Origin of the sequence: Mesorhizobium sp. WSM4311 (assembly GCF_002295115.1) — a bacterium.
Taxonomy (GTDB): Bacteria; Pseudomonadota; Alphaproteobacteria; order Rhizobiales; family Rhizobiaceae; genus Mesorhizobium.
In genome coordinates, this window is the sequence record NZ_NSFV01000003.1 from 43275 (window position 1) to 69624 (window position 26350).

The window sequence follows — 26350 nt, forward strand, 5'->3', positions numbered from 1 at the left end:
AACAGAATTGACTCAATTTTAGAATTGGTTCAACTTTTTGCAAGAGGCCACAAAGGCAAGGGAGAACACTCGATGTCCGTCAAATCCGCATCCGGGAATCCGCTTTCCATCTTGAAGCGCCATCTGCACGCCGCCTGCGCCGCCACGGCCCTGCTGCTTGGCGCGGGCAGCCTCGCCGAGGCCGCCGATCTCAACGCCCTGATCTGGTGCGACCATTCCGATCCGGCCCTGCTGCAGCCCTTCGAAGAGGCCAACAACGTCAAGGTCAACGTCAAGGAGTTTGAAGGCACCGGCGCCGGCCTCGCCATCGTCGAGCAGTCGCAGCCCGGCGACTGGGACGTGATGGTGATCGACTCGATCGACGTGCCGCGCGGCGTCGAAAAGGGTCTGTTCGAGCCACTGCCCGAGGACAAGCTGCCCTTCGCCGACCTCTTCCCGCAAGTGAAAATGGACGGCTCCACCGTGGTCGGCGGCAAGCGCTACGGCATCACCGAAAAGTTCGGCTACAACACGATCGGCTTCAACAAGACCAAGGTCGATCCGGCCGACATGCAGTCCATGGCATCGCTGACAAGCGACAAATACAAGGGCAAGGTCGCCATCTACGACTATTACCTGCCGGTCATCGGCATGGCGGCACTCGCCATCGGCAAGAAGACGGCCGAGCTGACCGAAGCCGACCTGCCCGCCCTCAAGGACGAGCTTCTCAAGATGAAGGCCAACGCCAAGCTGGTCGGCGAAGTGACCGCCAGCCAGACGGCGCTTGCCACCGGCGAGGTCGACATATTGGTCGGCGGCGGCGAATGGGTGACGGCGGGGCTGGCCAAGGAGAACCCGGCGCTTGACTTCTCCATCCCCAAGGAGGGTGCGGTGCTGTGGTCGCAGTCTCTGGCCATGTTCAAGGATTCCAAGAACAAGGACATGGCGCTCAAATTCATCCAGTACATTATGAGCCCGGAAGGCCAGGCGCGCCTTGCGACCTCGTCCTGCTATTGGGGCATGCCCGCCAACGCCAAGGCGGCGCTGACCGACGATCAGAAGAAGGTGCTGCGTTTCGACGAGCAGCCGGGCTTCCTCGCCCGCGCCCAGGCCTATCCGGCGCCGAACGCCGATCTCGACAAGAAGATGCAGGACATGTGGACCGAAATGCTGCAGGCGAAGTGATCGGTTGCCGCTCGTGAGTTCAAGCGGGAACAGCAGACGTGCCCTGCCCCGGGCGGGCCGTGCCCTGCCCCGGGCGGGCCGTACCCTGCCCCGGGCGGGCCGCGCCTTGCCCTGGGCGCTGGTGACACCGGCGCTCGGCTGGACGCTGTTGTTCTTCGTGCTGCCCTTCATCGCCATGGGGTTTTCGAGCCTCACGGCGCATGAAGGCGGCGGTTTCACGCTTTCCAACTACAGCCAGTTCTTCACCAACCCCTCCTATTGGCAGGCAATGGTGAACTCGCTGGAGGTGACGGCAATCGTCACCGTGGTTTCGGTGCTGCTCGCCTATCCCTTCGCCTGGATCCTCGCCGAACAGGTGCCGGAACGCTGGCAACGGCTGGCGCTGATGCTGGCCGTGCTGCCATTCTGGACGTCCTATGTCGTGCGTTCCTATTCCTGGCTGCTGGTGCTGGCGCAGAACGGCGTCATCAACCGCGCGCTCACCGGTTCCGGCCTCATCACCGAGCCGCTGCAGCTCGCCAACACGCGGCTGGCCACCGTCACCGGCTTCGCGCACTTCTTCGTCATGCTGCTGACGCTGACCATTTTCGCCAACCTCAAGCAGCTCAGCCCGAGCTACCGCAAGGCCGCCGCCGATCTCGGCGCTGGGCCGGTGCGCACCTTCATGCATGTCATCCTGCCGCTGACCTTGCCGGGCATCATGGTCGGCGCCTTCCTCACCTTCGTGCTGTGCATTGGCGATTACATCACGCCGCAGATCCTGGGCGGCAACAACGAGCTTTTGATGCCGCAGCTGGTGATGATGCAGATCGGCCGGCGCGGCGACTTTCCGCTGGCCTCGGCGCTGTCGATCATCCTGATGGCGGTGGTCACCTTCGCCTACCTCGCCTGCGCGCGCTGGCTGAAGATCGAGCGGGCCTGAGATGCGCCAGCTGGTCCGCGTCGTTTCCTGGGTCTACGCGCTTGCCGTCTACGGCTTCATCTTCCTCCCGGTGGTGGTGCTGGTGCTGTTCTCGCTGCAGGCGACGTCCTTCCCCATTCCGCCCTTCACCGGCCCGTCGCTGCGCTGGTATGAGGCGGTGCTCTCGGATGTCAGGCTGACCTCGGCGCTGGTCAATTCGCTGCTGGTGGCGTCGATTTCCTCGGCCACCGCCGTCACGCTCGGCTTCCTCTGCGCCTGGGGTTTCGCACGCTTCGTGCTGCCGGGCTCCGGCCTGCTGCGCGGGCTGATCACGCTGCCGCTGACCGTCAGCTATCTCATCATCGGCATGGGGCTTTTGGTGCTGTTCAACTGGGCCGGCGTACCGAAATCGCTGCTTGCCGCCGGCATCGGCCATGTCGTGATCAACCTGCCGCTGTGCTTTGCCATCATCTACAGCCAGATGGGCGACCACCAGATCAACATCGAGCGCGCCGCACGCGATCTCGGCGCGCCGGAATGGAAGGTACTGCTGCTCATTACCGTGCCGGTGATGGCCCCGGCCATCTTCGCCGGCTTCTTCCTGTCGATGACCTTCTCCTGGGACGAATTCGTGATCTCCTTCCTGCTGACCCGCTTCGACACCACGCTGCCGGTGGAAATCTGGAACCTGTTGCGCTCGGGCCTCAACCCGAAAACCAACGCCGTCGGTTCGCTGGTCTTCGCCGTTTCCATCGTGCTGGTCGTGCTGTTCGAACTGACATTGCTGCGCCGGAGAAAAGCATGACCGCGCCTCTGGTCGACATCCGCGCCGTCTCGCACCGTTTCGGGCAGCTGGCCGTGCTGAAGAACGTGTCGCTGCGGATCGAGCCCGGCAGCTACACCATCCTGCTTGGGCCATCGGGCTCGGGCAAGACGACGCTGTTGTCCATTCTGGGCGGCTTCGTCATGCCCAGCGAAGGCAAGGTGTTCATTCGCGGCGAGGATTGCACCGCGGTGCCGCCGGCCAGGCGCCCGACAACGACCGTGTTCCAGGACTATGCGCTGTTCCCGCATATGAGCGTCGGCGGCAATGTCGGCTTTGGGCTGCGCATGCAGGGCGTCGACGGCACGACGCGGGCCGCAAAGGCGCGCGAGGCGCTGGCGCTGGTTGGGCTGGCCTCCGCCTTCGACAAGAAGCCGCACCAGCTCTCCGGCGGCCAGCGGCAGCGCGTGGCGCTGGCGCGGGCGCTGGTCATCGAGCCGGCGGTGCTGCTGCTCGACGAGCCGCTCGGCGCGCTTGATCTGAAATTGCGCCGGCAGATGCAGGACGAGTTGAAGGCGATCCAGAAGCGCGTCGGCACCGCCTTCATCCATGTCACGCACGACCAGGAAGAAGCGATGGCGCTGGCCGACCATTGCGTGGTGATGAATGACGGCCGCATCGAGGACGAAGGGCCGCCCGAGCGCGTCTATGCCAGGCCGGCGACGCGTTTTTCGGCGACCTTCATGGGCGAAAGCACGATCCTTGCCGGCAAGGTCACGGAAGCCGGGGACAGGACAAGCACCGTCTCGACGCCGGCCGGCCCGGTTTTGGTGCGCAGCGCCTTGCCCGTGGGCTCAGCCGTTGCACTGGCCATCCGGCCGGAGCATCTCATGCTCGGCGGAGCCGCCGGCACCGCAAGCCTCGGCATGGCGAAAGTGAGCGATGTCGTCTTCCAGGGCAGTTTCAAGCGCGTGCTTGCCGCCTCCGTCGAAGACCCCTCGCTGCAGTTCATCGCCAAGCTGCCGGCGACCGCCACCCTCCAATCCGGCGACACGGTTGCCGTTTCGTGCGATACCGACCAGATCATCGTCTTGGCGGACTGAAATGGGATCTCTTCCGGTCATCGACGCACCAGACTGGTACGAGACCATCCGCATGGCCGACGGCGTCACGCTGATCCATGAGCCATGGATCAAACCGTTCTTCCGCTGCAACATCTGGCATGTGCGCGGCCGCGACCGTGACCTTCTGTTCGACACCGGCCTCGGCCATTTCAGCCTGCGCACACATGTGCGGCTGGTCACGGAACGCAAGCTGACCTGCGTCGCCAGCCATACGCATTTCGACCATATTGGCTGCCATCACGAATTTCCCGACCGCTGCGTGCACCGGGCCGAAGCAAAAATCCTCGCCGATCCACGCAACGAATGGACGGTGGCTGACCGCTATGCGACCGACGATATGTTCGATGGATTGCCGCAGGGCTGGGAGTCGTCCCGCTACCGGATCCAGCCTGCCCCGGCCGATCGTCTGCTCGAACATGGCGACATCGTCGATCTCGGCGACCGCGCCTTCGAGGTGATCCACACACCGGGCCATTCACCCGGAGGCATCGCGCTCTACGAGAAGAAGACCGGCGTCCTCCTGTCTGGCGACATCATCTATGACGGCCCGCTGATCGACGACGTCTATCACTCGGATATTCCAGACTACATGGCGACGCTGCTCGCCATGCGCGAGCTCGACGTCTCGGTCGTGCATGGCGGCCATTTCCCGAGCTTCGGCAAGGTGCGCTACCGCCAGCTGATCGACGAGTATCTGGCGCAGAAACGCCAAGCCGGCTGCCATCTGCGGCCCTGAGAACAGCTACGGCATCAATTCGAAATGCCGCGGAAATGCCTGATGCAACAGGAGCAGCATGGTCTTGCGCAGCACATTGGTGTCGCGGCTCGAAGGGTTCAGATGATCCCAGTACCATGCGCCGTGAACCAGATAATTCAGGCTCTCCGACAAGGTGTCGATGTCGACGCCGGTGTAGCCGCCGCTGCGCGAAATCTCGATGAGCAGTTCGCGCGCTTCGGCGGTGTAGGCGAGATCGCTCGGCAGGCCGATCTCATTGTAGATCTGCATGCTCTTGCGGTCGCTTGAGAACACGACAAAGACCGACACCCATTTGGGATGCTGCCGGGCGAAACGCTGCGCACAATCGACGGCGCCCAGCAGCCTTTCGACCGGCGACAGGCCGGGCGCCCGCACCAGGCTGATCCACAGCGCATCATACTGGTCGCTGAGATACTGAAGCACGGCCCGGAACAGGTTTTCCTTGCTGCGAAAATGAAAGACGACCAGCGCGTTGGACGAGCCGACATGTTCGGCGATGCGCTGCATGGTGAGGCTCGCAAGGCCCTCCTCCGCGATGAGCTCGATGGTGGCGTCGATGATGCGCTGCACGCTGGCTTCGCCGCGCTCGCGCCGGCGGTCCTTGGGCGGCGCGGCATCGTTTGCCGCGCCCTTGGTCGTCGCGAGCTTGCGTTTCTCCGGCTTTGCGGTTGCCTTGCGTTGCGCCATTTTCGTCAGGCCTTTCGGACCCATGGCGGAGATATCCCGCCACATAGATTGCCTTGCCATATGGCACGCCGGCTCATCGCGAAATCGCTCAGAGCGATGGGCGCGTCCCGGTGCTCCCATACCATTGCCCCCGGGCCGTTTCATAGGCCAATCCGGCCCGGAAGACATCGGCATCGCTATAGGTGCGGCCGACGATCTGGATGCCTGTCGGCACGCCGCTTGCGGCGTGGCCCGACGGTATGGACAGAACAGGGCAACGGCTCAGCATGTTGAACGGCGTCGTCATCACCCAGCCCAGCGAAGGGTTCACCTCCCTGCCGTTGATTTCGACCGTGTCCCTGGTCTGGTCGAACTCCGCCGGCACCGCGGGCAGCGCGTTTGTCGGGCAGATCAGCACATCGTGGGTCTCCAGCAGCGGGCCGAGCGTCTGGTACATCCTGGCCGCCACGTCCAGCGTCGCGACGAAGTCGGTGGCCTTGGACTTTTGCCCGTCCTCGGCAAACCGCCGGGCATAGCTGGTCATGTCGCTGGCGTGCTCGGCAAGCAGTTGCGACAGCGACGCGCCGAACAGGTGCTCGAGATAGGCCATCCCGGCCTTGAGCACCCCGTCGTCCCAGCCAAGATCGACTTCCTCGACCGTCGCGCCGAGCGAACGGAACACATCGCAGGCGGCGAGCGTATTCTTGCGCACGTCGGGGTCGACCTCGAAGGAACCGAGATCCATGGAAAAGGCTATTCTCCAGCCTTTGATCGGCTTGTAGTCGAGCGGTAGGCGCAGCTTGGGGCGCAGCGTGGCGATGTCGAGCGGGCTCGGTCCGGCCATGACGTTCTGCAGCAGGATGGCATCCCTGACATTTCGCGCCAGCGGCCCGGTGTGGCAGTAGAAATCGAGGTTGAAGGGCGGCTCGTCGGGATTGCGACCGTAAGGCGGCTTGTAGCCGACGAGACCGCAGGCCGAGGCCGGAATGCGGATCGATCCGGCAATGTCCGAACCGGTGGCGATCGATGATGTTCCGGAAGCGAGCGTTGCCGCAGCGCCGCCCGAAGAGCCGCCCGGCGTGAAATCGCGATTCCACGGATTGCGCGTCACCCCCCACCGCTTCGACCAGGTGTATCCGGCACAACTGAATTCTGGCGTCGCCGTGCGCGCATGCACGATGCCGCCGGCCCTCATGATGCGCTCGTTCATCGTCGAGGTGTGGCCGCCTATGGCGTCCCTGGACAGCAGCGAGCCATGCGAGGTCGGCTTGCCCTTGATGTAGCTCTCATCCTTGATGCCGATCGGCAGGCCTTCCAGCGCGCCGGTCCTGGCGCCCCTGGCGTATTTCGCCTCGGCCCGGGCGGCCAGCTTCATCGCTTCCTCGAAATGCGTGAAGGTGAAGCAGTTGATCGCCGATCTGGTGGCTTCGGCGCGGCGAATGGTAGCCTGCATCAGTTCGACGGGCGAGAGGTTCTTTGCCTTGAACAGCCGCAGCGCCTCGTGGGCCGGCATGTAGCAGAGGTCGAGATCGGACATCGGAAATCTCCCGCGATCGCGAGACCGCTCCTGGCATGAAGGGTGCCGGACCGCGGGTCGCGGCCCGGTGACTGTGGTTGGGTTGGTCCGGCGACGCTATTTCTGGAGGTCGGTCCAGATCTTCGTGTAGAGCGCCTGCACATCCGATGGACAGGCCGGCATGAACTGACCCTTGGCGGCAAATTCAGCCGGAACGTCCACTTCCGGCGCCGTCTTCATGTCGTCCGGCATGAAAGCCTCGGAGCCCTTGATGGCGTTGGCGTAGCGGGCGAAAGCCGAGATCATCGCGGCGTTCTTCGGGTCCATGATGAAATTCTGGAACAGCTTGGCGTTCTCGACATTCTTGGCGTCCTTGAGGACGGCGACATTGTCCATCCAGATCGGAAAACCTTCCTTGGGATAGCCGTAAACGATCTTGTCGTTCTGCAGCCGCTCGCGCAGCGATATGCCGTTCCAGTTGACGCCGGCGGCGATGTCGCCCCGGCCCAGGCCGTCGACGGCCGCGTAGTCGAGCGAAAGCCATTTCGCCTTCGCCTCGACCAGCTTGTCGTGCACCTTCTTCAGCACCTGCATGTCGTTGGTGCAATATTTGCCGCCCTCATAGGCGATGGCGAGGAACATGATGTCCCCCATTTCGGGCACGACATTGATCTTGCCGACAAGCTCCGGCGGCGGGTCGAGGAAGATCGCCGAGGTGTTCGGATCGCCGGAATAGACCGACTTGTTCACCGAAATGCCTGTCGTGCCCCACTGCCACGGAACCGTGTATTTGCGGCCCGGATCGAAGGGAACATCGACCCATCGCGGATCGACATTCTTGAAATTCTCCATCTTGTTGGGGTCGGTCTCCAGGAGCAGACCTTCGCTGATCCAGACCGGCACGACGCTGGCCGACGGCACGACGATGTCATAGCCGGACGCGCCCTGGCGGACCTTGGCCAATGCGGTGTCGTTGGAATCATAGTCGGTGACGGTGACCTTGACCTTGTAGGTCTCCTCGAACTTCTTGATGAGGTCCGGGCTGGTGTAGTTGCCCCAATTGTAGATGTTGAGTTCGCCATCGGCGCGGGCAACGCCGGCTGCGGCGAGCAGCGAAAGCCCGACGGCCGCCGCGGTCAGTTTCCAGTTCATGCTAGTGCTCCCATTTTTGGGACCGGCTGCGTCGCCGCCTCGGTCCGTCTCCTGCTGATGAACAAGCGTGGCTGTGCCCTTCGGCCCCAGGCGGGCCGGCTGGCTGTCAAAATATTCCCCTTTTCGCGACCATTCACCGGCGGATGCCCAGCTGGCCAACTTTGGTGGTCTGCGCCAGGATTAATTATAACTAACTATACAGTCAATATCTTTTCGCAGAGATCGCCGCGGCTGGCCCAGTTGTCCTGATAACGTAGCAAGCTGCGAGCCGATGGCAGGCGGCATGGGTATCTCTTTCGCGCTCGGTACGGGCGCCCGGAGTTTCGGCTTTTCAGGCGCTTGCCGCCGATCTGTCCCTAGTCACAATCCGTCGCCGGTACCACTCGAAGGTGCGCCGGATCCCTTCCTCGTAGCTGGTCGTCGCCTCCCATCCAGGAAGAACCTGCCTTGCCAGGGTCAAGTCCGGGCAGCGGTTTGTCGGATCCTGCGGAATTGGCGCATGGTGTTCGATGCGGCTGCCCTGAACAAGCGAGCAGACGAATTTCGCGATACCGAGAACCGAGACCTCGCGATTGTTGCCGATGTTCAGGGGTCCCCGGTATGTGATGCTGTCGCGCCAAAAGAAACGCTCCAGGCCGTCGACGATATCGTCCACATACCCCCAACTGCGCGATTGGGAGCCGTCGCCATGGACAGTCAGGATTCCCGTGGTCAGGGCCTGGCAGACAAAATTCGAAACCGCGCGGCCGTCATCGATGCGCGTTCGCGGCCCATAGGTGTTGAACAGCCTGACGACGCGCACATCGAGCCCGCTGACACGTTGCTCCTCGAAAAGCAGCGCCTCCGTGCAGCGCTTGCTCTCGTCATAGGAGGACCTTGGCCCGGTGCAGTCCACGGATCCCCGGTAGCTCTCCGGTTGCGGCGACATCAGGGGATCGCCATAGACCTCCGAGGTCGAGGCGAAGCAGAAGCGACCGCCGGGCCTGAGCAGCGACAGGAGATTGAGCGCGCCGCCTATATTGGCTTTGATCGTGCGCGCCGGCTCGCGCATGTACCATACGGGCGAAGCCGGTGACGCCAGATGGATGATCTCATCGAAATGCTGGCTGGTCGTGAAGGTCTCGGCATCAGCAATCCGCAGGCTGAGCCGCGGGTCCGAGACATGGGCAATGTTGTCGCGCGATCCGGTCCACAGATTGTCGACGACGACCAGCGTTTCCAGATCGTCACGCCGCAGCAGACGATCGACAAGATGGGAGCCAAGAAAGCCGCAGCCACCAGAAACCAACACGCTGCGCGGCATGCGCGCTCCCCTTTAGAAACACGGCCGGTCAACCCGCCGCAACGCTTGTTTTCCAGAACGACACGGTCCTATCCGGATACGACACGTCTTCTACCAGTGCTTTCGTCGATGCCGCAATTGCAACGATCAAACTTGCGCCAGCCAGGGCTCCGGTCGCCCAGGCATGAAACTGTCGCTAGGGATGGGCCGAGCGTCGGCGGTATCTACGGACGAGTGGCGTATTCCGGCGACCTACAGTGCCCGTTGCGGGCAAGGCATTCCGGCGGCATCGCCGCAGCGCGACGCTGTCGGCAGCGGTCTCATGCTCATATTTTCCGACTGGCGCACAAGCTCGGCGAAGACCAGCGCGAAGCTACCCAGCATGAGAAAGACGATGATCAGGCGTGCTACCGGCAATATGTCGGCCTCGTCTGGCTGGTGCGTGTCCCCGGAGGAGGAATGCGCACAAATCAAAACTGCCGCAGCGTCCTTTTGGCATCCGAAGGATAGAGCGGTGCTGCGGGCGCCCCCACGCCATTCATGCCGGCTAACATGATCGTTCCGCCTTTACGAGACTTTAAGCCCCGCCTTAACCATCACAATCGCTCGCGCCCTGTCATGAAGCGCGATCCGCAGGTTCTGTCGATGCTCGCGCGGCATGCCTAGCGTGCCGGCGCAACGGCTCTCTTTGCAGACCTGCCCGCCCCGTGCTACCCCGGCCCGGGCGCGGCCAGACCTGCCGGCGCCAATCGGTCGCGATCGGGGAGCCATGAGCACAGCCGCCAACAGCATCGCCTTCGTCTCGTCCGACACAGCAGACGCCAAGGCGGCGCTGGAAAGTCTGTCGGCACGCTATGGCCAGTGTCCGGTCGCCGAGGCCGCGGTCGTGGTGGCCCTGGGCGGCGACGGCTTCCTGCTGCAGACCTTGCGCGACACGATGGGAACGGGAAAGAAGGTCTACGGCATGAACCGTGGCACCATCGGGTTCCTGATGAATGAGTACCGTTCCGGAGGGCTCACCGAGCGTATCGCGGCCGCGGTCGCCGAAACCATCCGGCCGCTGGAAATGCTGGCCGTCACCTCGGAAGGCGAAACCGTCTCGGCGCTGGCGATCAACGAGGTTGCGCTGTGGCGCCAATCCTACCAGACGGCCAAGATCCGCATCAGCGTCGATGACCAGATACGGCTCGAGGAACTCAGCTGCGATGGCGTCATGATCGCGACGCCGGCGGGATCCACCGCCTACAATCTTTCAGCGCATGGCCCGATCCTGCCGCTCGACGCACCGCTCCTGGCACTGACGCCGGTCAGCCCGTTTCGCCCGCGCCGCTGGCGGGGCGCATTGCTCTCCAACAAGGCGACCGTGCGCTTCGATATTCTGGAGCCGGAAAAGCGGCCGGTAAACGCCGCGGCGGACCACACGGAGGTCAAGGCGGTGACCTCGGTAACGGTGCGGGAGTCGCCGGCGGCGACCGCAACCTTGCTGTTCGACCCCAATCACTCCTGGAACGAGCGCATCCTTGCCGAGCAGTTCCGTTACTGAGCCGACACAGAGACAAGCGGCCGGATTAAGCATCGCGATTAAGGTTACAGCTTCACAATCGCGCCAATCCCGCCCGTTTCTGTTGACAAATCGCGGACTTGCGCCTAATCGCAATGCCAATCTTGCAAGCGCGTGGCGCTTGCCGCGACGAATAACGTTGCGCCTCCCCGAACCAGCCAAAGACAACAACACTTGTCCTCAGACACCACGATCGCTCAAGAAGCGTTGACCTTTTCAGACCTCGGCCTGTCGCCGAAGGTGCTTTCCGCAGTTACCGATGCCGGCTACACGCAGCCGACACCGATCCAGGCCGGGGCCATCCCGCACGCCTTGCTCGGCAAGGACGTGCTGGGCATAGCCCAGACCGGCACCGGCAAGACGGCCTCCTTCGTGCTGCCGATGCTGACCCGGCTGGAAAAGGGCCGCGCCCGCGCCCGTATGCCGCGCACGCTGATTCTCGAACCGACGCGCGAGCTTGCCGCGCAGGTCGAGGAAAACTTCGTCAAATACGGCAAGAATCACAAGCTCAACATCGCGCTTCTGATCGGCGGCGTGTCGTTCGACGAGCAGGACAAGAAGCTGGAGCGCGGCGCCGACGTGCTGATCGCGACGCCTGGCCGTCTGCTCGACCATCGCGAACGCGGCAAGCTTCTGCTCAACGGCGTCGAGATCCTCGTCATCGACGAGGCCGACCGGATGCTCGACATGGGCTTCATTCCCGATATCGAACGCATCTGCGAGATGATCCCGTTCACCCGGCAGACGCTGTTCTTCTCGGCGACCATGCCGCCGGAAATCACCAAGCTGACGGAAAAGTTTCTGCACGCGCCCGTGCGTGTCGAGGTTTCGAAGGCCGCGTCGGCCGCCACCAACATCACACAGCGGCTGGTCAAATCAGGCTCGAAGCCCTGGGACAAGCGCGAGACGTTGCGCAACCTCATCAAGGCCGAAGACGCTGAGTTGAAGAACGCCATCATCTTCTGCAACCGCAAGGTCGAAGTGTCGGAGCTGTTCCGCTCGCTGCTGAAGCATGATTTCGATGCCGGCGCCCTGCATGGCGACATGGACCAGCGCGCGCGCATGCAGATGCTGGCCAATTTCCGTGACGGCAAGCTGCGCTACCTCGTGGCATCGGACGTCGCCGCGCGCGGCCTCGACATCCCCGATGTCAGCCATGTCTTCAATTACGATGTGCCGATCCATGCCGAGGACTATGTCCACCGCATCGGCCGTACCGGCCGCGCCGGTCGCTCCGGCAAGTCCTTCACCATCGCGACGAAGTCCGACACCAAATATATCGACGCCATCGAACGGCTGATCGGCAACAAGATCGAATGGCATGACGGTGACCTGTCGACGGTCGTGGCCAGCGAAGGCGGCGAGGACGACGCTCCGCGCCGTGGCAAAGGCGCGCCGCGCCGCGCCGGCCGCAAGGACGACGATCGCAAGGACAGAGGCGAGCGCAAGAAGGGCGGCGAACGCCGTGCCAGACACAGCGAGGAAGACGCCTCGACCGTGGTCGCACAGCAAGAACAGCCCGATGTGACTGGGACGGGCGTCGCCGATATCAGCGAGCGGCGCGCACGCAAGGACGCGATCCGTTCGGAAAACACCGAACGCAAATCCTCCGATCGCAACGAACAGCGCGCACCGGAACGCGGTGACACCAGGCCGCAGCGAGACAACAGCCGTCCTGCCCGCCATCGCCACCAGGAAGACAACGACACCACCGTTGGCTTCGGCGACGACATGCCTGCCTTCATGCGCATCGTCGCCAAGGTCTGACTGGGCCAAGCCTGAAATAACCGCCAAGCGATCGGCAAACGATCACTTGGCAAATTGGCACGTCTTTCGGATATCATCGCGAAGGTCGGCAAGGCCGTTGCCTAGCAAGGCAGGCAAGATGTGCGGGAACCTTCCTGCATAGGGCACGAGAAATCGAAGATCTATACCTGCTTGCTGAAAGGCATCGCGTGAATAGAGGCTGCGTCCGCCCGGAGCATTGATGTAGCGCTGGCCGCCAAGTGCCTGAACGATGGCGATCACGCGGGCTTGTGCACGCAAGGCAGGATCGATGCCGAGGCGGGAGCTGCGTACGACGTCCGGTCTGAACTGAAGCGCATCGGCCGTTAGCCGAAGACCTTCCTCGAGAAAATCTGTCACGTCACCAAGGGACCCGGTCAGGTGGCCGTTGATCTGCTCTGCCGCTGGCGTCCGCGCTTGGCATGGCAGGCCGAAGAAAGCCAGCCGCTTGTCCAAGGTGGTTCGGGCATCGTTCGCCCAGCGCAGGTCCTTTATCAGCGCGTCGAAAGGCATCGGCGCAACCGGCAATGTCAGCCAGTGTCCCGGCGTCATTTCGCAGCGGTGCACCCTTCCCCGGCGCGCAAACTGGACATCGTCGAAAACAACGAAGATGTCGCTCGTGGCCATCAGGCGGAAATAACCCGCATAGGGGAAGAAGTATGGCTGCATGACAGCAATGGTGAGCTTGTCCGTCACTGTGTTTCCCCTTCGCCATAGAAGAGATGAGGCAGGCTTCGAACGTGCCGCTGGAAGGCTTGCAGAACCGGAGATGCGAATGACGTGTTGCAGAAGGCGTCGAATTCAGCGCGGTCGCACAGGAAGCTGTGACGGTCGAACTGCTCGCGGCGAAGATAATGCAGCACCCTGATGTCAGCCGCGTCATGCAGCCCGTGCGCCAGCATCTCGTCCGAGTTCGGGCAGTTGTACTCCGGCCCAAGCGGCAAAGGATCGGCTCCAACCGTCAGGATCGCCATTGACAGCGCGATCTGGGCAGAAAAGAAGATGGAGGGTGTATCCTTCAAATAGTCCAATACACGCGCCGTCAGCGGGCGGATCAACGGCTGAATTGCGGTGAATGCCATCTTGTTGAAGACGACGAAACCATAGTTGAAATACGGCGGGCAGCCACCGAACGCTTCATCCGGCGACTGGGAATATCGGAAGGTCAGGGGCGTGTCTGCGAAGCCGAATGCCCCGAGAAGTCGGCGCCACGCCGCGTCATTTTCCGCGCCATTTCTCGAGAATGGCGAGAAATGCGCCGGCAGCCCGGCCACGCTAGGACGGTCGGCGTCGCGCATGCTTTGCAGAAGGCCGTCGATAGGCCGCATCAGGCAGGCGTCAGCGTCCACAAGGATGATGACGTCGCCGCGTGGCGGTTCGGCATAACGGTCGAAGCCCGAGGAAAAGCCCCGATCGCTGACAGCGTGAGGCACGGGACGCCACGTCACCGGGTAGGTCGATGACCATCGATTGACGGCACTGATTTCACTGAAGTCGGCATGCCCCCCGACGGAGACCACAATGGGAGCGGCGGCATAGGCGCCGCCGAGACTGGCTAGCGACAAGGCGGCCAGCTTGACGTTCGAAAAAAACTCCTGTTCGGGCAGGATCGGGATTCGAAATTCGAAAGTCATTCGGGCCTGCTCAGGTCAAATCGCGGGTTGCCCAGCCGATTCCGGCCTCGCCAAACCTGTCGCCATTGTAGAACATCACGTCGCCGGAGGGGCGCTGCATGATGCAGCAATAGGCCTGCATCGAGCTGTCGAATTCGCCGGCGGCCGGCGGATTGCTGAAGATCACAGGCTCGGCTCCACCGACGGTTCCGTTCCGGGCGTCCATGCCACGGGAAAACAGTCGGTAAGCTTCTTTGCCGCTGGCGCGAAAGTCCCGCCCGCGCCTGCTGTACCACAGGCGCATGCCATCAGCCTCATGTGTGATCCAGGGACGCGTCTGGCTGATACCGTCATCAAGATCGTCGCACAGGACGACGCTCGAGCCCGTTTCCCACAGCATGCCATCTGGTGAAAAACAGGTGCGAAGGACGTAGTCCGGCTCCAGCATACCCTTGGTCTCGGTCCAGCCGACACCGCTGGTGTACCACATGCGATAGCCGCCCTCGACCGCACTGACAAAGGGCGTCGAAACGAAATAGGGATCAGCCGGGCTGATGCTACGGATCGGCCCGGCAAATGCTCTCTCGAAACTCAGCCCATCATCACTGACAGCGAGCCCGATCGCTGTCTGGGAGCGGACGTCGAGACGGGGATAGATACCGGAATAGTAGAGATGCACGCGCCCGCCGATCATCAGCGCACAAGACGGCCCCAGCCCGGTGCAGTCGAAACTCCCTGGCGGGCCCCACTCCAGGAGTGGATCGAGATGCTCGTCCAACACACCCATGCCGTCTTCCGGGTCGACATCGACGGCCAGAATGGATGACCGGTTGTCGCTGCTGCGCCCGGCGAAATAGATGCGCCAAAGCCGGGGCGAAAGTGCAAGGACCGTTGGGGACTGTGCGTGACTGGCCCACCACCCTTGTCCCGCCTTTACCGACAGCAATCCCCGCCGGGTCCATTTCCTCTGACGGTCGGGCATCAGCGGAACTTCATCGACTTGATACGGGCGCTGGAATAAGGCTTCGGCAGATCCGCGGGATGACGAACCACACTGTTGGGCGGCACATCGCGCCGGATCATGCAACGGGACTCGATGTAGCTTCCCGCGCCGATCGTGATGCCGTTGTCGACGCCGACCTGGCCACCGATCAGGCTGCACGTACCGACACGGACACCACTCGCTAATCCCACCAGCGACGACACGAAGCAGAAGTCTTCGATGATGGAGTGATGACCCACATGGCTGCCGCTCCAGATGATGATACCCTCGCCGAGGCGAACAAACGGCTGCAGCGTGCAGTTTTCCAGAATGAAGCAGTTGTCGCCAACCGTCTCCGCCATATTGTGGGTCGAGGGATGGATAAACCGCGCAAAGGCGTATCCGCGCGCCCTGCCCTCCCTGTGCCTGTTCTTGCGGAACTCGTTGAGATTCTGGTAGCTGAGCGGACCGAGCAGCTTGACGGCATCAGGCGGGAAGCGCTCCTCAAGCCTTTCCCAGGCGACCACGGGAAGGCCCTTGAACTCGGCTTGCGTGAGGAAGGCTTCGTCGACGGTGAACCCAACGACACGATCCTCGCCGAATCTGTCGAGATAGGCCTTGGCAACTTCGGCGAGCTGCCCTGCCCCAAAAATCACCACGTCCGCCATGCCGCCCCCGCGCCCTACCTTGCATCCCTGGTCTACTCGTCATCACCGTGGATGTCCGGCTATTCGGCAGCCTTGTAGACGTAAACAGTGTATTCGTAGAGTCCGTAGTCGGCGCGGATAAGGTGATGGCGCGACAATTGACTGACGACGAAGCGGCCAATCTGGTCATAGGGCACGTGAAAGAGATCCTCGCGCTCCCAGTCGACGTGTTTCGACATCAGGTTGAAGGCCATTCCCTTGCGAGCATGCGGGAACATTTTTGCCAGCAATCCAGTCATGGCATCGAACATCGTCTCGTAGGCAATGCCGCAACGCTCCGTGAAGACACCGTTCATGATGATGTAGTCGGCCTCGGGCACAGCCGCCCCGTCCTGCATCACGTCCAGGCAATCAAAGGCCACGCCGGGATACTTGCGCCGGCACAGGTCAACGAACCGCGCCGACAGATCGAGCCCCCGGTAGTGCACCTTGCGATCAGTCTGGCGCAAATAGTCGAGGAAATGACCAGCGCCGCAGCCGAAGTCGAGCAGGTCGATCGGGTCGCGCTCGCGCACCGCCTCTGCCATGACGCGATAACGCGTCGCCGCCCCTTCGGCATCGGGCCAGTCGACTCCTTTACATGTGTCTCCGTGCCGCGCCAAACACGCCTCATAGTGCGCAACAAGCGCGCTGTACGGACCAATATCAGTCAATTGTAATATCTCATGGAATTGCCGTATACGTTCGACATGGCCCTGTATACCACGCCATCAACGACGTGAAACGCTGCCCCCCAGTAACTCCGGTCAGATCGGCTCAACACGATGCGCAGTTCGCACCTCCCTTCGCCGCGCCGGCTTCGGATTTGTCTCATCAATCCGCGCTTCCATCCCTCCATCTGGACCCGCGATGAGGTTCTCGCCATTCTACCCGGCGGCAAGCGCAGTTGGATCGTGACGGGCTCCTTGCCGGCACTGGCGGCCCTTGCTCCAGAGCATTGCGATGTCGTCCTGGTCGACGAGAACGTCGAGGACATCGATTTCGAGCACCTCGGCGACTTCGACATCGTTGGCGTGACCGGCATGATCGTGCAGCGTGAGCGCATGTTCGAAATCCTCGATCGGCTCCGCGATCTTCCGGTTACCGCAGTGGTGGGCGGTCCCTATGTCTCGGTATCGGAACCGGAATTTGTCGATCGTTGTGACGTGCGCTTCATCGGCGAAGCCGAGGAGACATGGCCACGCTTCCTGACGGCTTTCGCCCTGGGCGAGTCAGTGCATCGGCGTTACGAGCAAGACGCGAAAACGAACATGGAGACCGTGCCGACGCCGCGATACGACCTGCTGAAATCCGGACGCTACATGGTGGCATCGCTGCAGTTCTCGCGAGGGTGTCCCTTCCTGTGCGAATTCTGCGACATCATAACCATCTTCGGTCGCCGCCCACGCCTCAAGTTGCCCGCGCAAATGATCCTCGAATGCGAGGCGATCGTGAAAGCCGGATTCAGCACCTGCTTCCTGGTCGACGACAATTTTATCGGCAACAAGGCCAAGGCCAAGGAGTTGCTGCGCGTCCTGATCGATTGGCAGCAGGCAAACAACTATCCGCTGGTCTTCTCCACCGAGGCCAGCATCAATCTGGCCGACGATGAGGAAATGCTCGATCTGATGCGGCTGGCCAACTTCCGCCAGGTCTTTGTCGGGATCGAATCGCCCCGCGCCTCGTCATTGGCAGAAACCAGGAAGGTTCAAAACGTCCGCGGCGACTCCATGATCGAGAAGTTGCAACGCATTCGCGGCGCGGGACTGGTGATTCAGGCCGGCTTCATCGTTGGATTCGATGCCGATGACGAAGCGATCTTCGACGAGCAGTTCGCGTTCATTCAGCAAAGCGGCATCGCACCGGTTACCGTAAGCATCCTGTGCCCGATCCCGACGACTCCACTTTACGACCGGCTGAGGACCGAAGGCCGGCTGGATCTCAGTGACCCTCATGTCAGTTTTCATCCCAAGAACATGACGCGCGAAGTCCTCAAGGCCGGCTACGACAAGTTGGTGCGGCGTCTGTATGAGCCGGATGCCTATTTCGATCGCCTGGTCGACGGGTATGCCGGATCGCCGGGCTTCCGTCGCAGCCGGGCCGCCCAGGCGATGTTGGTTGGAAGAGAGCGTTCCGGCATGGGCCGGCTCGCAGAACTGGCTGCGGCCGCTCTGACGGCCACCCGTCTTCTTGGAACCCTGATTGCCAAGCGACAGGCCATATCGCTTGGCAGCGCCTATGTCAGGCATTGGCGCCGCAATCGTCGTCTCTGTGGCCGTGAGGCGATACCATTCGGCAGCTTCGTGTTTCTTTGCATCGAGCATTGGCATTGCTACGTTATCTCGCAGACCAGCATCTGGTTCCAGATCGGCAGCAGCCGGCCCGAAACGATGCGGCCATTGCCCGCCAATGAAGATCTTTACCTGCCCAAGATTGCCGACGGTCGCAAAGCTTCATGACGGGCAGACTATGGGATGCCGATCCCGATCCAGCGCCTGATGTCCCGGTCGCCCGCCCGCGCCTGCCAACGACGGACGACATCCTGCCCTATCTGCGCGAGATCGACGCGAACCGCTGGTACAGCAACAACGGTCCGCTAAATCAGCGCTTCCAGGAAGCTCTCAGGGCACGGATCGCGGTGGGTCATGTCGTGTGCCTGGCAAACGCAACGCTGGGGTTGGCGCTGGCGCTGATGGCGCAGAAACCGGCGAACGGCAGTCTCTGCATGATGCCGTCCTGGACCTTCGCCGCCAGCGCGCATGCGGCGGTCCTCGCAGGGCTCGTTCCCTGGCTTGTCGACGTCGACCTCGACACCCAGCAATTGTTGCCAGAGGCGGCGATGCAACTCCTCAGTCAGGCTCCTGGCAAGGTCGGTGCCGTCATGCCGGTCATGCCATTCGGTGGCCCGATGGATGCCGCGAACTGGGATCGGTTCAAGAGCGATACCGGTCTTGCCGTGGCAATCGACGCGGCCGCGGCCTTCGATTCACTGACGCCATCGCGGGTTCCGGCAGTCGTCAGCCTGCATGCCACCAAGGCACTCGGCGTTGGCGAAGGTTGCTTCATCGCGTCCGATGACGGCGCTCTGATCGACGAAATTGTGAAGAGGGCCAATTTTGGTTTTGCAAATTCGCGCGAGGCGGCATCGCCGGGGTTGAATGGCAAGCTCAATGAGTACAGCGCGGCCGTCGGCCTCGCCGCACTGGACGGTTGGGCACTTACGCGTGCCGCCTACCAGCGTGTTGCCAGAGGCTATTGCCGCTCGTTTGATTCGGCTTCCGGGTTGAACGTGCAGGATGGATTCGGCGAACGCTGGATATCCTCCACCGTTACCGTTGGCCTGCCGTCGGGTTCGATGGAAAGGGCGCTCATGGTGCTGACGCAAGCCGGTATCGGTGTCCGTCGATGGTGGGGCGGCGGCCTGCATCGGCACACAGCCTTCGAACATTTTCCCAGAGTACCACTGCCGGCCACCGAGGCGCTTGTTGCGACTCAACTGGGCCTGCCTTGCTGGACAGATCTTCCGGATGAAGCAATCTCGCGTATCTGCTCCATTCTCATCGACGCGCTGACAGCGGGCTGACGCAATATCTTAAGTGGGCTTACAACAAAAACGGCCCACGCGAAGGGCCGTTTTGTGGCCGGACAGACAGTTGGCGACCGCCAGCACCCGGCCCTACGACCGATTGAAATTGTGCTGGTCGCCGCCGTCGAATCGGTATGGCCGAACACGTCGACGGTCGTCTGGCGGAACTTCTTCAGGACCAACCGCAACCGAATTCAGCGCCGACATGCATTGGCCTGGCCGGCCGCTACATCGGCCCAGGCATCATCTTGGTCGGCTTCTCCAGCATCGGAAAATCGGCCTTGTTGCATTTCACGTTCGGATTCGTCGGACTGAACATGCCGTTCGGATTGTCCCTGAACAGCCAGGCGTGAAGATCGTAGTGGACGAACTCCCTCGGGATGAGCGGGTAGTGTCCCTCCATCGGGCCCATGAATTTCTGGCCAAACAGTGTGGGAGCCTCCTTGGTGTCCGGTGTCAACGGCACCAGCCATTCCACGCCGACCAACTTCAGGCCTTTCTTGGTCGGCTCGTAGATCAGCACGTTGGGCTTCATCGGGTCGAGCTTCTGGCCGACGCTTGGGACGTTGACGAAATGGACGCCCATGGCGCCTTTTGGGTAATCCATCGAGCCCGGTATCTTTTCGCCACTGTAGAAGACGCAGCCGACCGTCGACAGATAGAGGTCGCGGACAGCTGCGGTGTAGTCTTCATACTTGGCCAAAGATTTCTTCAAGGCTTCGATGTCGGCCTTGTTGGCGTCCTCGGCCCGAGCCGTAGTGACGCCCAACCATGCGCCAAGGAGACCTGTCAAAGCGAGGACGCCGCAGCGCCCAAGGCTGGCTGTTCTTGTCATGCATTCCTCCCAGATTTCTGATCTGGCCGTGCAAGACCGAGGCAGGAAAAAATGCTGATCGCGCGGCCAGTAGTACCGCCTCATCCCCTCCGGAACAGCGACAATACTATTCCTTTCCACGGCTGCGGGGAACTTGTTATTTAGAACTAGCTAATACGCCGGCGTACCAATCCGAAAGAGCGCAGGACGTCCGCTTAAACAGAAACGGCCCCCATGTGGGGGCCGTTTCGCATTCGCTTGCCGAACAGATCGTCAGGTGAGCGGCGACAGCTGGATCTCGACGCGACGGTTCTGCTCGCGGCCGGCGGCGGTCGCATTGGAAGCGATCGGCCGCGTCTTGCCGAAACCGGTGACGGCGAAGCGGCGCTGATCGACGCCCTGACCGGACAGATAGTTGGCAACCGCGAGTGCGCGGCGCTGCGACAGGTCGAAATTGTGCTGGTCGCCGCCGGTCGAATCGGTGTGACCGAAAACATCGACCGTGGTCTGCTTGAATTTCTTCAGCACCAGCGCAACCGAGTTCAGCACCGGATAGAAGCCGGGCTTCACCGCATCCTGATCGACATTGAAGGTGATGTCCGACGGCATGTTGAGGATGATCTGGTCGCCGCTGCGGGTGACGCTGACACCGGTGCCCTCGAGCTGCCGGCGCAGTTCAGCTTCGTTCTGATCCATGGTGGCGCCGATGGCGCCGCCGGCCAGCGCACCGATGCCGGCGCCGATCAGCGCGTTGCGGCGGTCATTGCCCCCGGCAAGCAGACCAAGGCTGGCACCTGCAAGGGCACCGAGACCGGCACCCGCGGCCGTGTTGGAAATCTTCTGGTCGCCGGTATACGGATCGGTAGTGGTGCAGGCGCTCACCAGCAAAGCCGTCGCCACGACGACGAGCACAGTCTTCTTCATAGATGGTCCCTCTCCAAGTCGCGCCTTTTTCGACGGCGCCAAATCAGCCCTTGCCGCGACTTGTACCATGAATTGCGGCGAAAAACGGAATGGGAAAAGCGCCCGCGACGGCTTTTCCCAGGATCAGTTACCAGAGATTCTTGCCGTCAATGACCACCACTTCCACCTTGTCGAGATTGAAGTCGTCGAACAGCCGCGAGTTGACGCTGATCTTCGGATTGTCGAAATCCGGCTCGCCGGTCGACCAATCCGGCGTCTCGGTGAACGTGCCGCAGCCGCAGTTGGCGCAAAACCCATGTTTCACGGTTTTCGAGCCCCACTCATAGAAGGAGACGTTTTTCAGTGGCGTGATGAGCTTGAACTGCGACGGAGTATAATAGGCCCAGAGCGAGCCGCGTTTCGAGCAGAACGAGCAGGTGCATTGCGTCACCGTTTCCGGTGCCTCTGAAACCTCGAATGTCGTCGCCTTGCAGTGGCAGCTTCCCTTGATGGTCATCAACATCACCTCTCCATTGTCGGCCGCCCACGCGGCAGGGCACCATAAAGAAGCGATCCTGACAACTGCCTGCAGGCTCCGCCCCTGAACAGCAGGCAGCGAACTCAGTAGGACGGGGGCGGCACGAACAGGCAGATGGTCTTGCCGGCATCCAATCCGGCCTCATGCGCGCACCAATGGTATTCGCCGTCCGGCGAATCCTTGATGCGCCTGTCGCTGTAGGCCAGCACCTCCCCGGTGTCCTTGATGACATAGCCTTCCGGACGCTCGCTGATCGAGGTCTGCGACACCTCGCGGCAGTCGTAATTCGCGCAGCAGGCGAACGGATAACTCCAGCCTTGCGGCTTGGCCGCGGTCGGCTTGGCGTCGTGCGCCATCGCCGGCGCCGACAGGAGCGCGACCACCGCGCAAAAGGGAAGGACAAGCTGGCCAACCAACGGAACGGCGATGGCCGATCTGGAACTGGCAGCAAACATGGCAACGCTCCTTTCAAACGAGGTTTCAAGCGTTTCGCTTGCCCGTTCCCGGAACGTGTCTTCCCAGCGGCCAATGGTCAGCAGATATGCCGCGACCGGCCATAAATGCTTTTGTCTCCTCCTGCCGCAAATGGTGAGCCGAAAAGTGAGTCGGCGCAAGAAATTGCTGCGTGGAGGCTGCGCCCGTTGCTGGCCGCCCAAGGCCGCAAACGTGCCCTTCATGACCACGCCAAGTCGTCGGGAGTGATGGACCCGCTTGGTCCACGAAAGTGCGAGCGGGTGCTATGGCCTAGTGGCGGACGGTGCTAGTCCAGATCCGCCACGGCCTCGCCCGCGCCGCCTTCGATGCGTTGCGACAGCGAGGCTTCCATGAAATCGTCCAGGTCGCCATCGAGCACGCTCGACGGGCTGGTGCTTTCGACGCCGGTGCGCAGATCCTTGACCAACTGGTAGGGCTGCAACACGTAGGAACGGATCTGGTGGCCCCAGCCGATGTCGCTCTTCGAGGCTTCGGTGGCGTTGGCGATGGCCTCACGCTTCTTCAGCTCTTCCTCGTAGAGGCGCGAGCGCAACATCTCCCAGGCCTTCGCCCGGTTCTTGTGCTGCGAACGCTCGGCCTGGCAGGCGACCGCGATGCCGGTGGCGATATGGGTGATGCGCACGGCCGAATCGGTGGTGTTGACGTGCTGGCCGCCCGAACCCGACGAGCGATAAGTGTCGATGCGCACGTCCGATTCGGAAACATCGATCTCGATCGTGTCATCGATGACGGGATAGACCCAGACGCTGGCGAAGGAGGTGTGCCGGCGCGCATTGCTGTCATAGGGCGAAATGCGGACCAGGCGGTGGACGCCGGATTCGGTCTTCAGCCAGCCATAGGCATTGTGGCCCTTGATCATCAGCGTCGCGGACTTGATGCCGGCTTCTTCGCCGTCATGCACTTCCAGCACCTCGACCTTGAAGCGGCGGCGTTCGGCCCAGCGCGTGTACATGCGCAAAAGCATCGAGGCCCAGTCCTGGCTTTCGGTGCCGCCGGCGCCGGCATGGATTTCGAGATAGGTGTCGTTGGCGTCGGCTTCACCCGACAGCAGCGTTTCGACCTGTCGGGCCTTGGCCTCGCCCTGCATCGAACGGATTGCCGCCTCGGCCTCGGCGATGACGCCCTCGTCGCCCTCTTCCTCGCCGAGCTCGATCAGGCCGATATTGTCTTCCAGCGCCTGGGTCAGGCCCTTGACCGCCGCAATGCCCTCCTCGAGGCCCTGGCGCTCGCGCATCAGCTTCTGGGCTTCCAGCGGTTCGTTCCAGAGGCTGGCGTCCTCGGCCCGCACATTCAGGTATTCAAGCCGCTTTATGGCCTGATCCCAGTCAAAGATGCCTCCTCAGCAGGGTTATCGCCTGCCTGATCTCGTCGACAATATTCTGCGTTTCCGCGCGCATGGCCTGGTGTTTTGTCCTGTTGCTGAAGTGACGCCTCGGTCGGCGGGATACATAGGGACGGCGCCGCCATGTGTAAAGCGAAATGGGCCGGCCCCAAGGCCAGCCCAGCGATCCGCATCCGGCCCGTCAGTAGAGCCCGCCGCCGCCGTCCTGGATGGCCTGGTTGGCCTGCGGCGACAGTGCGCCGCCCGACGCGTTGGAGCCGTCGGCGCCCATGCCGATCACCCAATAGCTGTCGGCGGGACCGGTGCCCGGCTTGAAGGCCTCGATGATGGTGCCCGGATCGCCCGACGCGGCACGCATACCCGTCTTGCGATTGATGGCGATCAGGTTCATGCCGTCCGGAACCTTGAAGTCGACATTGGGCGTGCCGTCCAGCGCCACGCGCATGAAATCCTTGAAGATCGGAGCGGCGAGACCGCCACCGGTGGCGCCATGACCAAGGCCGCGCGGCGTGTCGTAGCCCATGTAGAGGCCGACCACGAGGTTCGGCGTGAAACCGATGAACCAGGCGTCCTTTTCGTCGTTGGTGGTGCCGGTCTTGCCGGCAATGTGGCGGCCGAGTTCGCCGATGGTGGCGCCGGTGCCGCGCTGGACCACGCCTTCCATCATCGAGGTGATCTGATAGGCGGTCATCGGATCGAGCACCTGCTCGGAATTGTCGACCAGTTCCGGCTCCGGCTGGTTCTTCCATTCAGGCGCGTTGCAGCCTTCGCAGCCACGCTCATCCTGCTTGAACACGGTCTTGCCGTAGCGGTCCTGGATGCGGTCGATCAGCGACGGTTTGATCGACTTGCCGCCATTGGCCATGATCGAATAGGCCGAAACCATGCGCATGACGGTCGTCTCGCCGGAGCCCAGCGCCATCGGCAGATACGGCGCCAGATGGTCATAGACGCCGAAGCGCTCGGCATATTCGACGACCAGCTTCATGCCCATGTCGTTGGCAAGCCGCACCGTCATCAGGTTTCGCGACTTCTCGATGCCGGAGCGCAGGGTTGCCGGCCCGGCGACGGTGCCGTCATAGTTCTTCGGCGTCCAGGTCGTGTTGCCGCTCTGTATGGTGATCGGTCCGTCCATGATCACCGAGGCGGGCGTATAGCCATTGTCGAGCGCCGCCGAATAGACGATCGGCTTGAACGAGGAGCCCGGCTGACGCATCGCCTGGGTGGCGCGGTTGAATTCGGACTGCGCGTAGGAGAAACCGCCAACCATGGCCAGCACGCGGCCGGTGTGCGGATCCATGGCGATCAGGCCGCCTTCCACCTCGGGAACCTGGCGCAGGCTGTAGGCATTGTCGGAGCCTTCGTTCTTCTGCACGAAGATGACGTCGCCGGGTTTCAGCACATCGGCCGGCGACTTGGCCTTGACCGTCTTGCCGTCGACCATATGGCGCATGGCAAAGCCCATGTCGTCCTTGCTGACGGTGCCTTCGACCCGTTCCTTGACGATGTCGCCCGATGCCTGGCGCGCGGGCTGCAGGCCTATCGAGAGGCCTGATGCCGAGGAGTCGAGCACGACGGCGAGCGACCATTCAGGGACGTCCTCCAATCCCTTCACGGCGCCCAGCGGGACGCCCCAGTCGCCGGACACGTCGATTGACGTCACGGGCCCGCGATAGCCGCGCAGCGTATCGTATTTGATCAAGCCGTTCTGCATCGCCTTGCGGGCGATGAGCTGAACTTTCGGATCAAGCGTGGTGCGAACGGACAAGCCGCCTTCGTAGAGCGCGTTCTCGCCGTAGCGGCCGATGATCTGGCGACGCACCTCCTCGGTGAAGTATTCACCGGCGAACAGATAGGTGCCGGTCCGGCGCGGCGTCACGCCGAGCGGCTCGGCCTTGGCCTTGATGCCTTCCTCGCGCGTGACGTAGCCATTCTCGACCATCTGGTCGATGACCCAGTTGCGGCGCTCGATCGCGCGATCGGCATGCTTGAAGGGATGGTAGTTGTTGGGACCTTTCGGCAGCGACGCCAGGTAGGCGGCCTCGGCCACGGTCAGCTCGTTCACCGACTTGTCGAAGTAGGTGAGCGCCGCGCCGGCGACACCGTAGGCGCCGAAACCGAAGAAGATTTCGTTGAGGTAGAGCTCGAGGATACGATCCTTGGGATAGGCCTGCTCGATGCGGAAGGCCAGGATCATTTCCTTGATCTTGCGCTCGTAGGTCTGGTCCGCGGTCAACAGGAAGTTCTTGGCCACCTGCTGGGTGATCGTCGAGGCGCCGACCTGGCGCCTGCCCGAGCCGAAATTCTGCAGGTTGACGATGATGGCGCGGCCAAGGCCGGTCACGTCGATGCCGGGGTGGTTGTAGAAGTTCTTGTCTTCCGCAGACAGGAAGGCCGCCTTGACGCGATCCGGGATAGCCTGAATCGGCAGATACAGGCGCCGCTCGCGCGCATATTCGGCCATCAGCGATCCATCCGAGGCATGGATGCGCGTGGTCACCGGCGGCTCGTATTTGGCCAGCACCTCGTAGTCGGGCAGATCCTTCGACAGATGGCTGATGTAAATCGCAACGCCCGCCGCGACCAGAAGGGCCAGCGTCGTGCCGATGCCGAAAAAATAGCCAATGAGACGAATCATACCCGCTCCAGTCCTTGGTTCGGGAATTTCCTAAACGAAGCCGCCTTCCACGCAAGCTTTCGAGCCGGTCCCAATCCGTATT

Annotated in this window: 25 protein-coding genes; 9 read left to right on the forward strand and 16 right to left on the reverse strand. The window is 62.3% G+C overall.

What is annotated here, in order from left to right:
• The first annotated feature begins 72 nt into the window (after positions 1 to 72).
• The 5 genes from CK226_RS07390 to CK226_RS07410 all read left to right on the forward strand — a co-directional run bounded on the left by CK226_RS07390 (position 73) and on the right by CK226_RS07410 (position 4688).
• Complete coding sequence (locus tag CK226_RS07390) at positions 73 to 1164, forward strand: spermidine/putrescine ABC transporter substrate-binding protein (RefSeq protein WP_095791482.1); 1092 nt, start codon at positions 73 to 75, stop codon at positions 1162 to 1164.
• A gap of 121 nt (positions 1165 to 1285) precedes the next feature.
• A complete protein-coding gene (locus CK226_RS07395) occupies positions 1286 to 2086 on the forward strand; it encodes an ABC transporter permease (protein ID WP_210202234.1) in 801 nt (266 codons plus the stop codon).
• Position 2087: 1 nt separating this feature from the next.
• Positions 2088 to 2870, forward strand: a complete 783-nt coding sequence (locus tag CK226_RS07400; protein WP_095791483.1) for an ABC transporter permease — start codon at positions 2088 to 2090, stop codon at positions 2868 to 2870.
• Positions 2867 to 3931, forward strand: coding sequence for an ABC transporter ATP-binding protein (locus tag CK226_RS07405; protein WP_095791484.1), 1065 nt, complete (start codon positions 2867 to 2869; stop codon positions 3929 to 3931). The genes CK226_RS07400 and CK226_RS07405 overlap by 4 nt, the downstream gene beginning before the upstream one ends.
• 1 nt (position 3932) lies before the next feature.
• Positions 3933 to 4688: an MBL fold metallo-hydrolase gene (locus tag CK226_RS07410; RefSeq protein WP_095791485.1), complete on the forward strand. Its 756-nt coding sequence runs from the start codon at positions 3933 to 3935 to the stop codon at positions 4686 to 4688.
• A 6-nt stretch (positions 4689 to 4694) separates the two neighbouring features.
• Here the strand turns inward: CK226_RS07410 and CK226_RS07415 are convergent, their stop codons facing one another.
• From CK226_RS07415 to CK226_RS07435, 5 genes are all read right to left on the reverse strand, one after another.
• Positions 4695 to 5420: a TetR/AcrR family transcriptional regulator gene (locus tag CK226_RS07415; RefSeq protein WP_245437688.1), complete on the reverse strand. Its 726-nt coding sequence runs from the start codon at positions 5418 to 5420 to the stop codon at positions 4695 to 4697.
• Positions 5421 to 5484: 64 nt separating this feature from the next.
• The gene (locus CK226_RS07420; RefSeq protein WP_095791486.1) at positions 5485 to 6912 is read right to left on the reverse strand and encodes an amidase; all 1428 of its coding nucleotides are present in this window, start codon (positions 6910 to 6912) and stop codon (positions 5485 to 5487) included.
• Positions 6913 to 7008: 96 nt separating this feature from the next.
• The gene (locus CK226_RS07425) at positions 7009 to 8043 is read right to left on the reverse strand and encodes an extracellular solute-binding protein (protein ID WP_095791487.1); all 1035 of its coding nucleotides are present in this window, start codon (positions 8041 to 8043) and stop codon (positions 7009 to 7011) included.
• A gap of 331 nt (positions 8044 to 8374) precedes the next feature.
• A complete protein-coding gene (locus tag CK226_RS07430) occupies positions 8375 to 9346 on the reverse strand; it encodes an NAD-dependent epimerase/dehydratase family protein (RefSeq protein WP_095791488.1) in 972 nt (323 codons plus the stop codon).
• Positions 9347 to 9577: 231 nt separating this feature from the next.
• A complete protein-coding gene (locus CK226_RS07435) occupies positions 9578 to 9742 on the reverse strand; it encodes a hypothetical protein (protein ID WP_245317932.1) in 165 nt (54 codons plus the stop codon).
• A 352-nt stretch (positions 9743 to 10094) separates the two neighbouring features.
• Here CK226_RS07435 and CK226_RS07440 point away from each other — a divergent pair, with 352 nt between their 5' ends.
• Complete coding sequence (locus CK226_RS07440; RefSeq protein WP_095770259.1) at positions 10095 to 10868, forward strand: NAD kinase; 774 nt, start codon at positions 10095 to 10097, stop codon at positions 10866 to 10868.
• A 192-nt stretch (positions 10869 to 11060) separates the two neighbouring features.
• Positions 11061 to 12653, forward strand: coding sequence for a DEAD/DEAH box helicase (locus tag CK226_RS07445; protein ID WP_179296303.1), 1593 nt, complete (start codon positions 11061 to 11063; stop codon positions 12651 to 12653).
• Positions 12654 to 12695: 42 nt separating this feature from the next.
• Here the strand turns inward: CK226_RS07445 and CK226_RS07450 are convergent, their stop codons facing one another.
• From CK226_RS07450 to CK226_RS07470, 5 genes are read right to left on the reverse strand one after another with little or no spacing between them, the layout of a single operon-like run.
• Positions 12696 to 13367 (reverse strand): WbqC family protein, encoded by a 672-nt coding sequence (locus CK226_RS07450; protein ID WP_095791489.1) that lies wholly within the window; start codon positions 13365 to 13367, stop codon positions 12696 to 12698.
• Entirely contained in the window at positions 13364 to 14305 is a 942-nt protein-coding gene (locus CK226_RS07455; protein ID WP_095791490.1) for a hypothetical protein, read from the reverse strand. The genes CK226_RS07450 and CK226_RS07455 overlap by 4 nt, the downstream gene beginning before the upstream one ends.
• 10 nt (positions 14306 to 14315) lie before the next feature.
• Positions 14316 to 15266, reverse strand: coding sequence for a hypothetical protein (locus CK226_RS07460; protein ID WP_142887693.1), 951 nt, complete (start codon positions 15264 to 15266; stop codon positions 14316 to 14318).
• Complete coding sequence (locus tag CK226_RS07465) at positions 15266 to 15934, reverse strand: acetyltransferase (protein WP_095770264.1); 669 nt, start codon at positions 15932 to 15934, stop codon at positions 15266 to 15268. The genes CK226_RS07460 and CK226_RS07465 overlap by 1 nt, the downstream gene beginning before the upstream one ends.
• Before the next feature lie 59 nt (positions 15935 to 15993).
• Entirely contained in the window at positions 15994 to 16626 is a 633-nt protein-coding gene (locus CK226_RS07470; RefSeq protein WP_210202228.1) for a class I SAM-dependent methyltransferase, read from the reverse strand.
• 111 nt (positions 16627 to 16737) lie between these two features.
• On the opposite strand from CK226_RS07470, the gene CK226_RS07475 reads away from it, so the two are divergent.
• Positions 16738 to 18411 (forward strand): radical SAM protein, encoded by a 1674-nt coding sequence (locus CK226_RS07475; RefSeq protein WP_095791493.1) that lies wholly within the window; start codon positions 16738 to 16740, stop codon positions 18409 to 18411.
• A complete protein-coding gene (locus tag CK226_RS07480) occupies positions 18408 to 19535 on the forward strand; it encodes a DegT/DnrJ/EryC1/StrS family aminotransferase (RefSeq protein WP_095791494.1) in 1128 nt (375 codons plus the stop codon). The genes CK226_RS07475 and CK226_RS07480 overlap by 4 nt, the downstream gene beginning before the upstream one ends.
• 229 nt (positions 19536 to 19764) lie before the next feature.
• Here CK226_RS07480 and CK226_RS07485 read toward each other — a convergent pair whose 3' ends face one another.
• The 6 genes from CK226_RS07485 to CK226_RS07510 form a co-directional block, all read right to left on the reverse strand.
• The gene (locus CK226_RS07485; RefSeq protein WP_095770268.1) at positions 19765 to 20373 is read right to left on the reverse strand and encodes a hypothetical protein; all 609 of its coding nucleotides are present in this window, start codon (positions 20371 to 20373) and stop codon (positions 19765 to 19767) included.
• 252 nt (positions 20374 to 20625) lie between these two features.
• Positions 20626 to 21276 (reverse strand): OmpA family protein, encoded by a 651-nt coding sequence (locus CK226_RS07490; RefSeq protein WP_095204385.1) that lies wholly within the window; start codon positions 21274 to 21276, stop codon positions 20626 to 20628.
• 127 nt (positions 21277 to 21403) lie between these two features.
• Positions 21404 to 21772: a GFA family protein gene (locus tag CK226_RS07495; RefSeq protein ID WP_032933394.1), complete on the reverse strand. Its 369-nt coding sequence runs from the start codon at positions 21770 to 21772 to the stop codon at positions 21404 to 21406.
• A 104-nt stretch (positions 21773 to 21876) separates the two neighbouring features.
• Positions 21877 to 22248 (reverse strand): hypothetical protein, encoded by a 372-nt coding sequence (locus CK226_RS07500; protein WP_095791825.1) that lies wholly within the window; start codon positions 22246 to 22248, stop codon positions 21877 to 21879.
• Between the two features lie 305 nt (positions 22249 to 22553).
• A protein-coding gene (gene prfB, locus CK226_RS07505) for a peptide chain release factor 2 (protein ID WP_140892126.1) occupies positions 22554 to 23685 on the reverse strand; the annotation gives its coding sequence in 2 pieces (ribosomal slippage) (positions 22554 to 23618 and positions 23620 to 23685; 1131 coding nt in all).
• Between the two features lie 126 nt (positions 23686 to 23811).
• On the reverse strand, positions 23812 to 26268 hold the full coding sequence (locus tag CK226_RS07510) for a penicillin-binding protein 1A (RefSeq protein ID WP_095770271.1): 2457 nt from the start codon (positions 26266 to 26268) through the stop codon (positions 23812 to 23814).
• Between the last annotated feature and the right edge of the window lie 82 nt (positions 26269 to 26350).

Coding starts and splice junctions, on each gene's coding strand:
- CK226_RS07390 (WP_095791482.1), top strand. CDS start 73: ATGTCCGTCAAATCCGCATCCGGGAATCCGCTTTCCATCTTGAAGCGC.
- CK226_RS07400 (WP_095791483.1), top strand. CDS start 2,088: ATGCGCCAGCTGGTCCGCGTCGTTTCCTGGGTCTACGCGCTTGCCGTC.
- CK226_RS07405 (WP_095791484.1), top strand. CDS start 2,867: ATGACCGCGCCTCTGGTCGACATCCGCGCCGTCTCGCACCGTTTCGGG.
- CK226_RS07410 (WP_095791485.1), top strand. CDS start 3,933: ATGGGATCTCTTCCGGTCATCGACGCACCAGACTGGTACGAGACCATC.
- CK226_RS07415 (WP_245437688.1), bottom strand. CDS start 5,420: ATGGGTCCGAAAGGCCTGACGAAAATGGCGCAACGCAAGGCAACCGCA.
- CK226_RS07420 (WP_095791486.1), bottom strand. CDS start 6,912: ATGTCCGATCTCGACCTCTGCTACATGCCGGCCCACGAGGCGCTGCGG.
- CK226_RS07425 (WP_095791487.1), bottom strand. CDS start 8,043: ATGAACTGGAAACTGACCGCGGCGGCCGTCGGGCTTTCGCTGCTCGCC.
- CK226_RS07430 (WP_095791488.1), bottom strand. CDS start 9,346: ATGCCGCGCAGCGTGTTGGTTTCTGGTGGCTGCGGCTTTCTTGGCTCC.
- CK226_RS07440 (WP_095770259.1), top strand. CDS start 10,095: ATGAGCACAGCCGCCAACAGCATCGCCTTCGTCTCGTCCGACACAGCA.
- CK226_RS07455 (WP_095791490.1), bottom strand. CDS start 14,305: ATGACTTTCGAATTTCGAATCCCGATCCTGCCCGAACAGGAGTTTTTT.
- CK226_RS07460 (WP_142887693.1), bottom strand. CDS start 15,266: ATGCCCGACCGTCAGAGGAAATGGACCCGGCGGGGATTGCTGTCGGTA.
- CK226_RS07465 (WP_095770264.1), bottom strand. CDS start 15,934: ATGGCGGACGTGGTGATTTTTGGGGCAGGGCAGCTCGCCGAAGTTGCC.
- CK226_RS07475 (WP_095791493.1), top strand. CDS start 16,738: ATGCGCAGTTCGCACCTCCCTTCGCCGCGCCGGCTTCGGATTTGTCTC.
- CK226_RS07480 (WP_095791494.1), top strand. CDS start 18,408: ATGACGGGCAGACTATGGGATGCCGATCCCGATCCAGCGCCTGATGTC.
- CK226_RS07485 (WP_095770268.1), bottom strand. CDS start 20,373: ATGACAAGAACAGCCAGCCTTGGGCGCTGCGGCGTCCTCGCTTTGACA.
- CK226_RS07490 (WP_095204385.1), bottom strand. CDS start 21,276: ATGAAGAAGACTGTGCTCGTCGTCGTGGCGACGGCTTTGCTGGTGAGC.
- CK226_RS07495 (WP_032933394.1), bottom strand. CDS start 21,772: ATGACCATCAAGGGAAGCTGCCACTGCAAGGCGACGACATTCGAGGTT.
- CK226_RS07500 (WP_095791825.1), bottom strand. CDS start 22,248: ATGTTTGCTGCCAGTTCCAGATCGGCCATCGCCGTTCCGTTGGTTGGC.
- CK226_RS07510 (WP_095770271.1), bottom strand. CDS start 26,268: ATGATTCGTCTCATTGGCTATTTTTTCGGCATCGGCACGACGCTGGCC.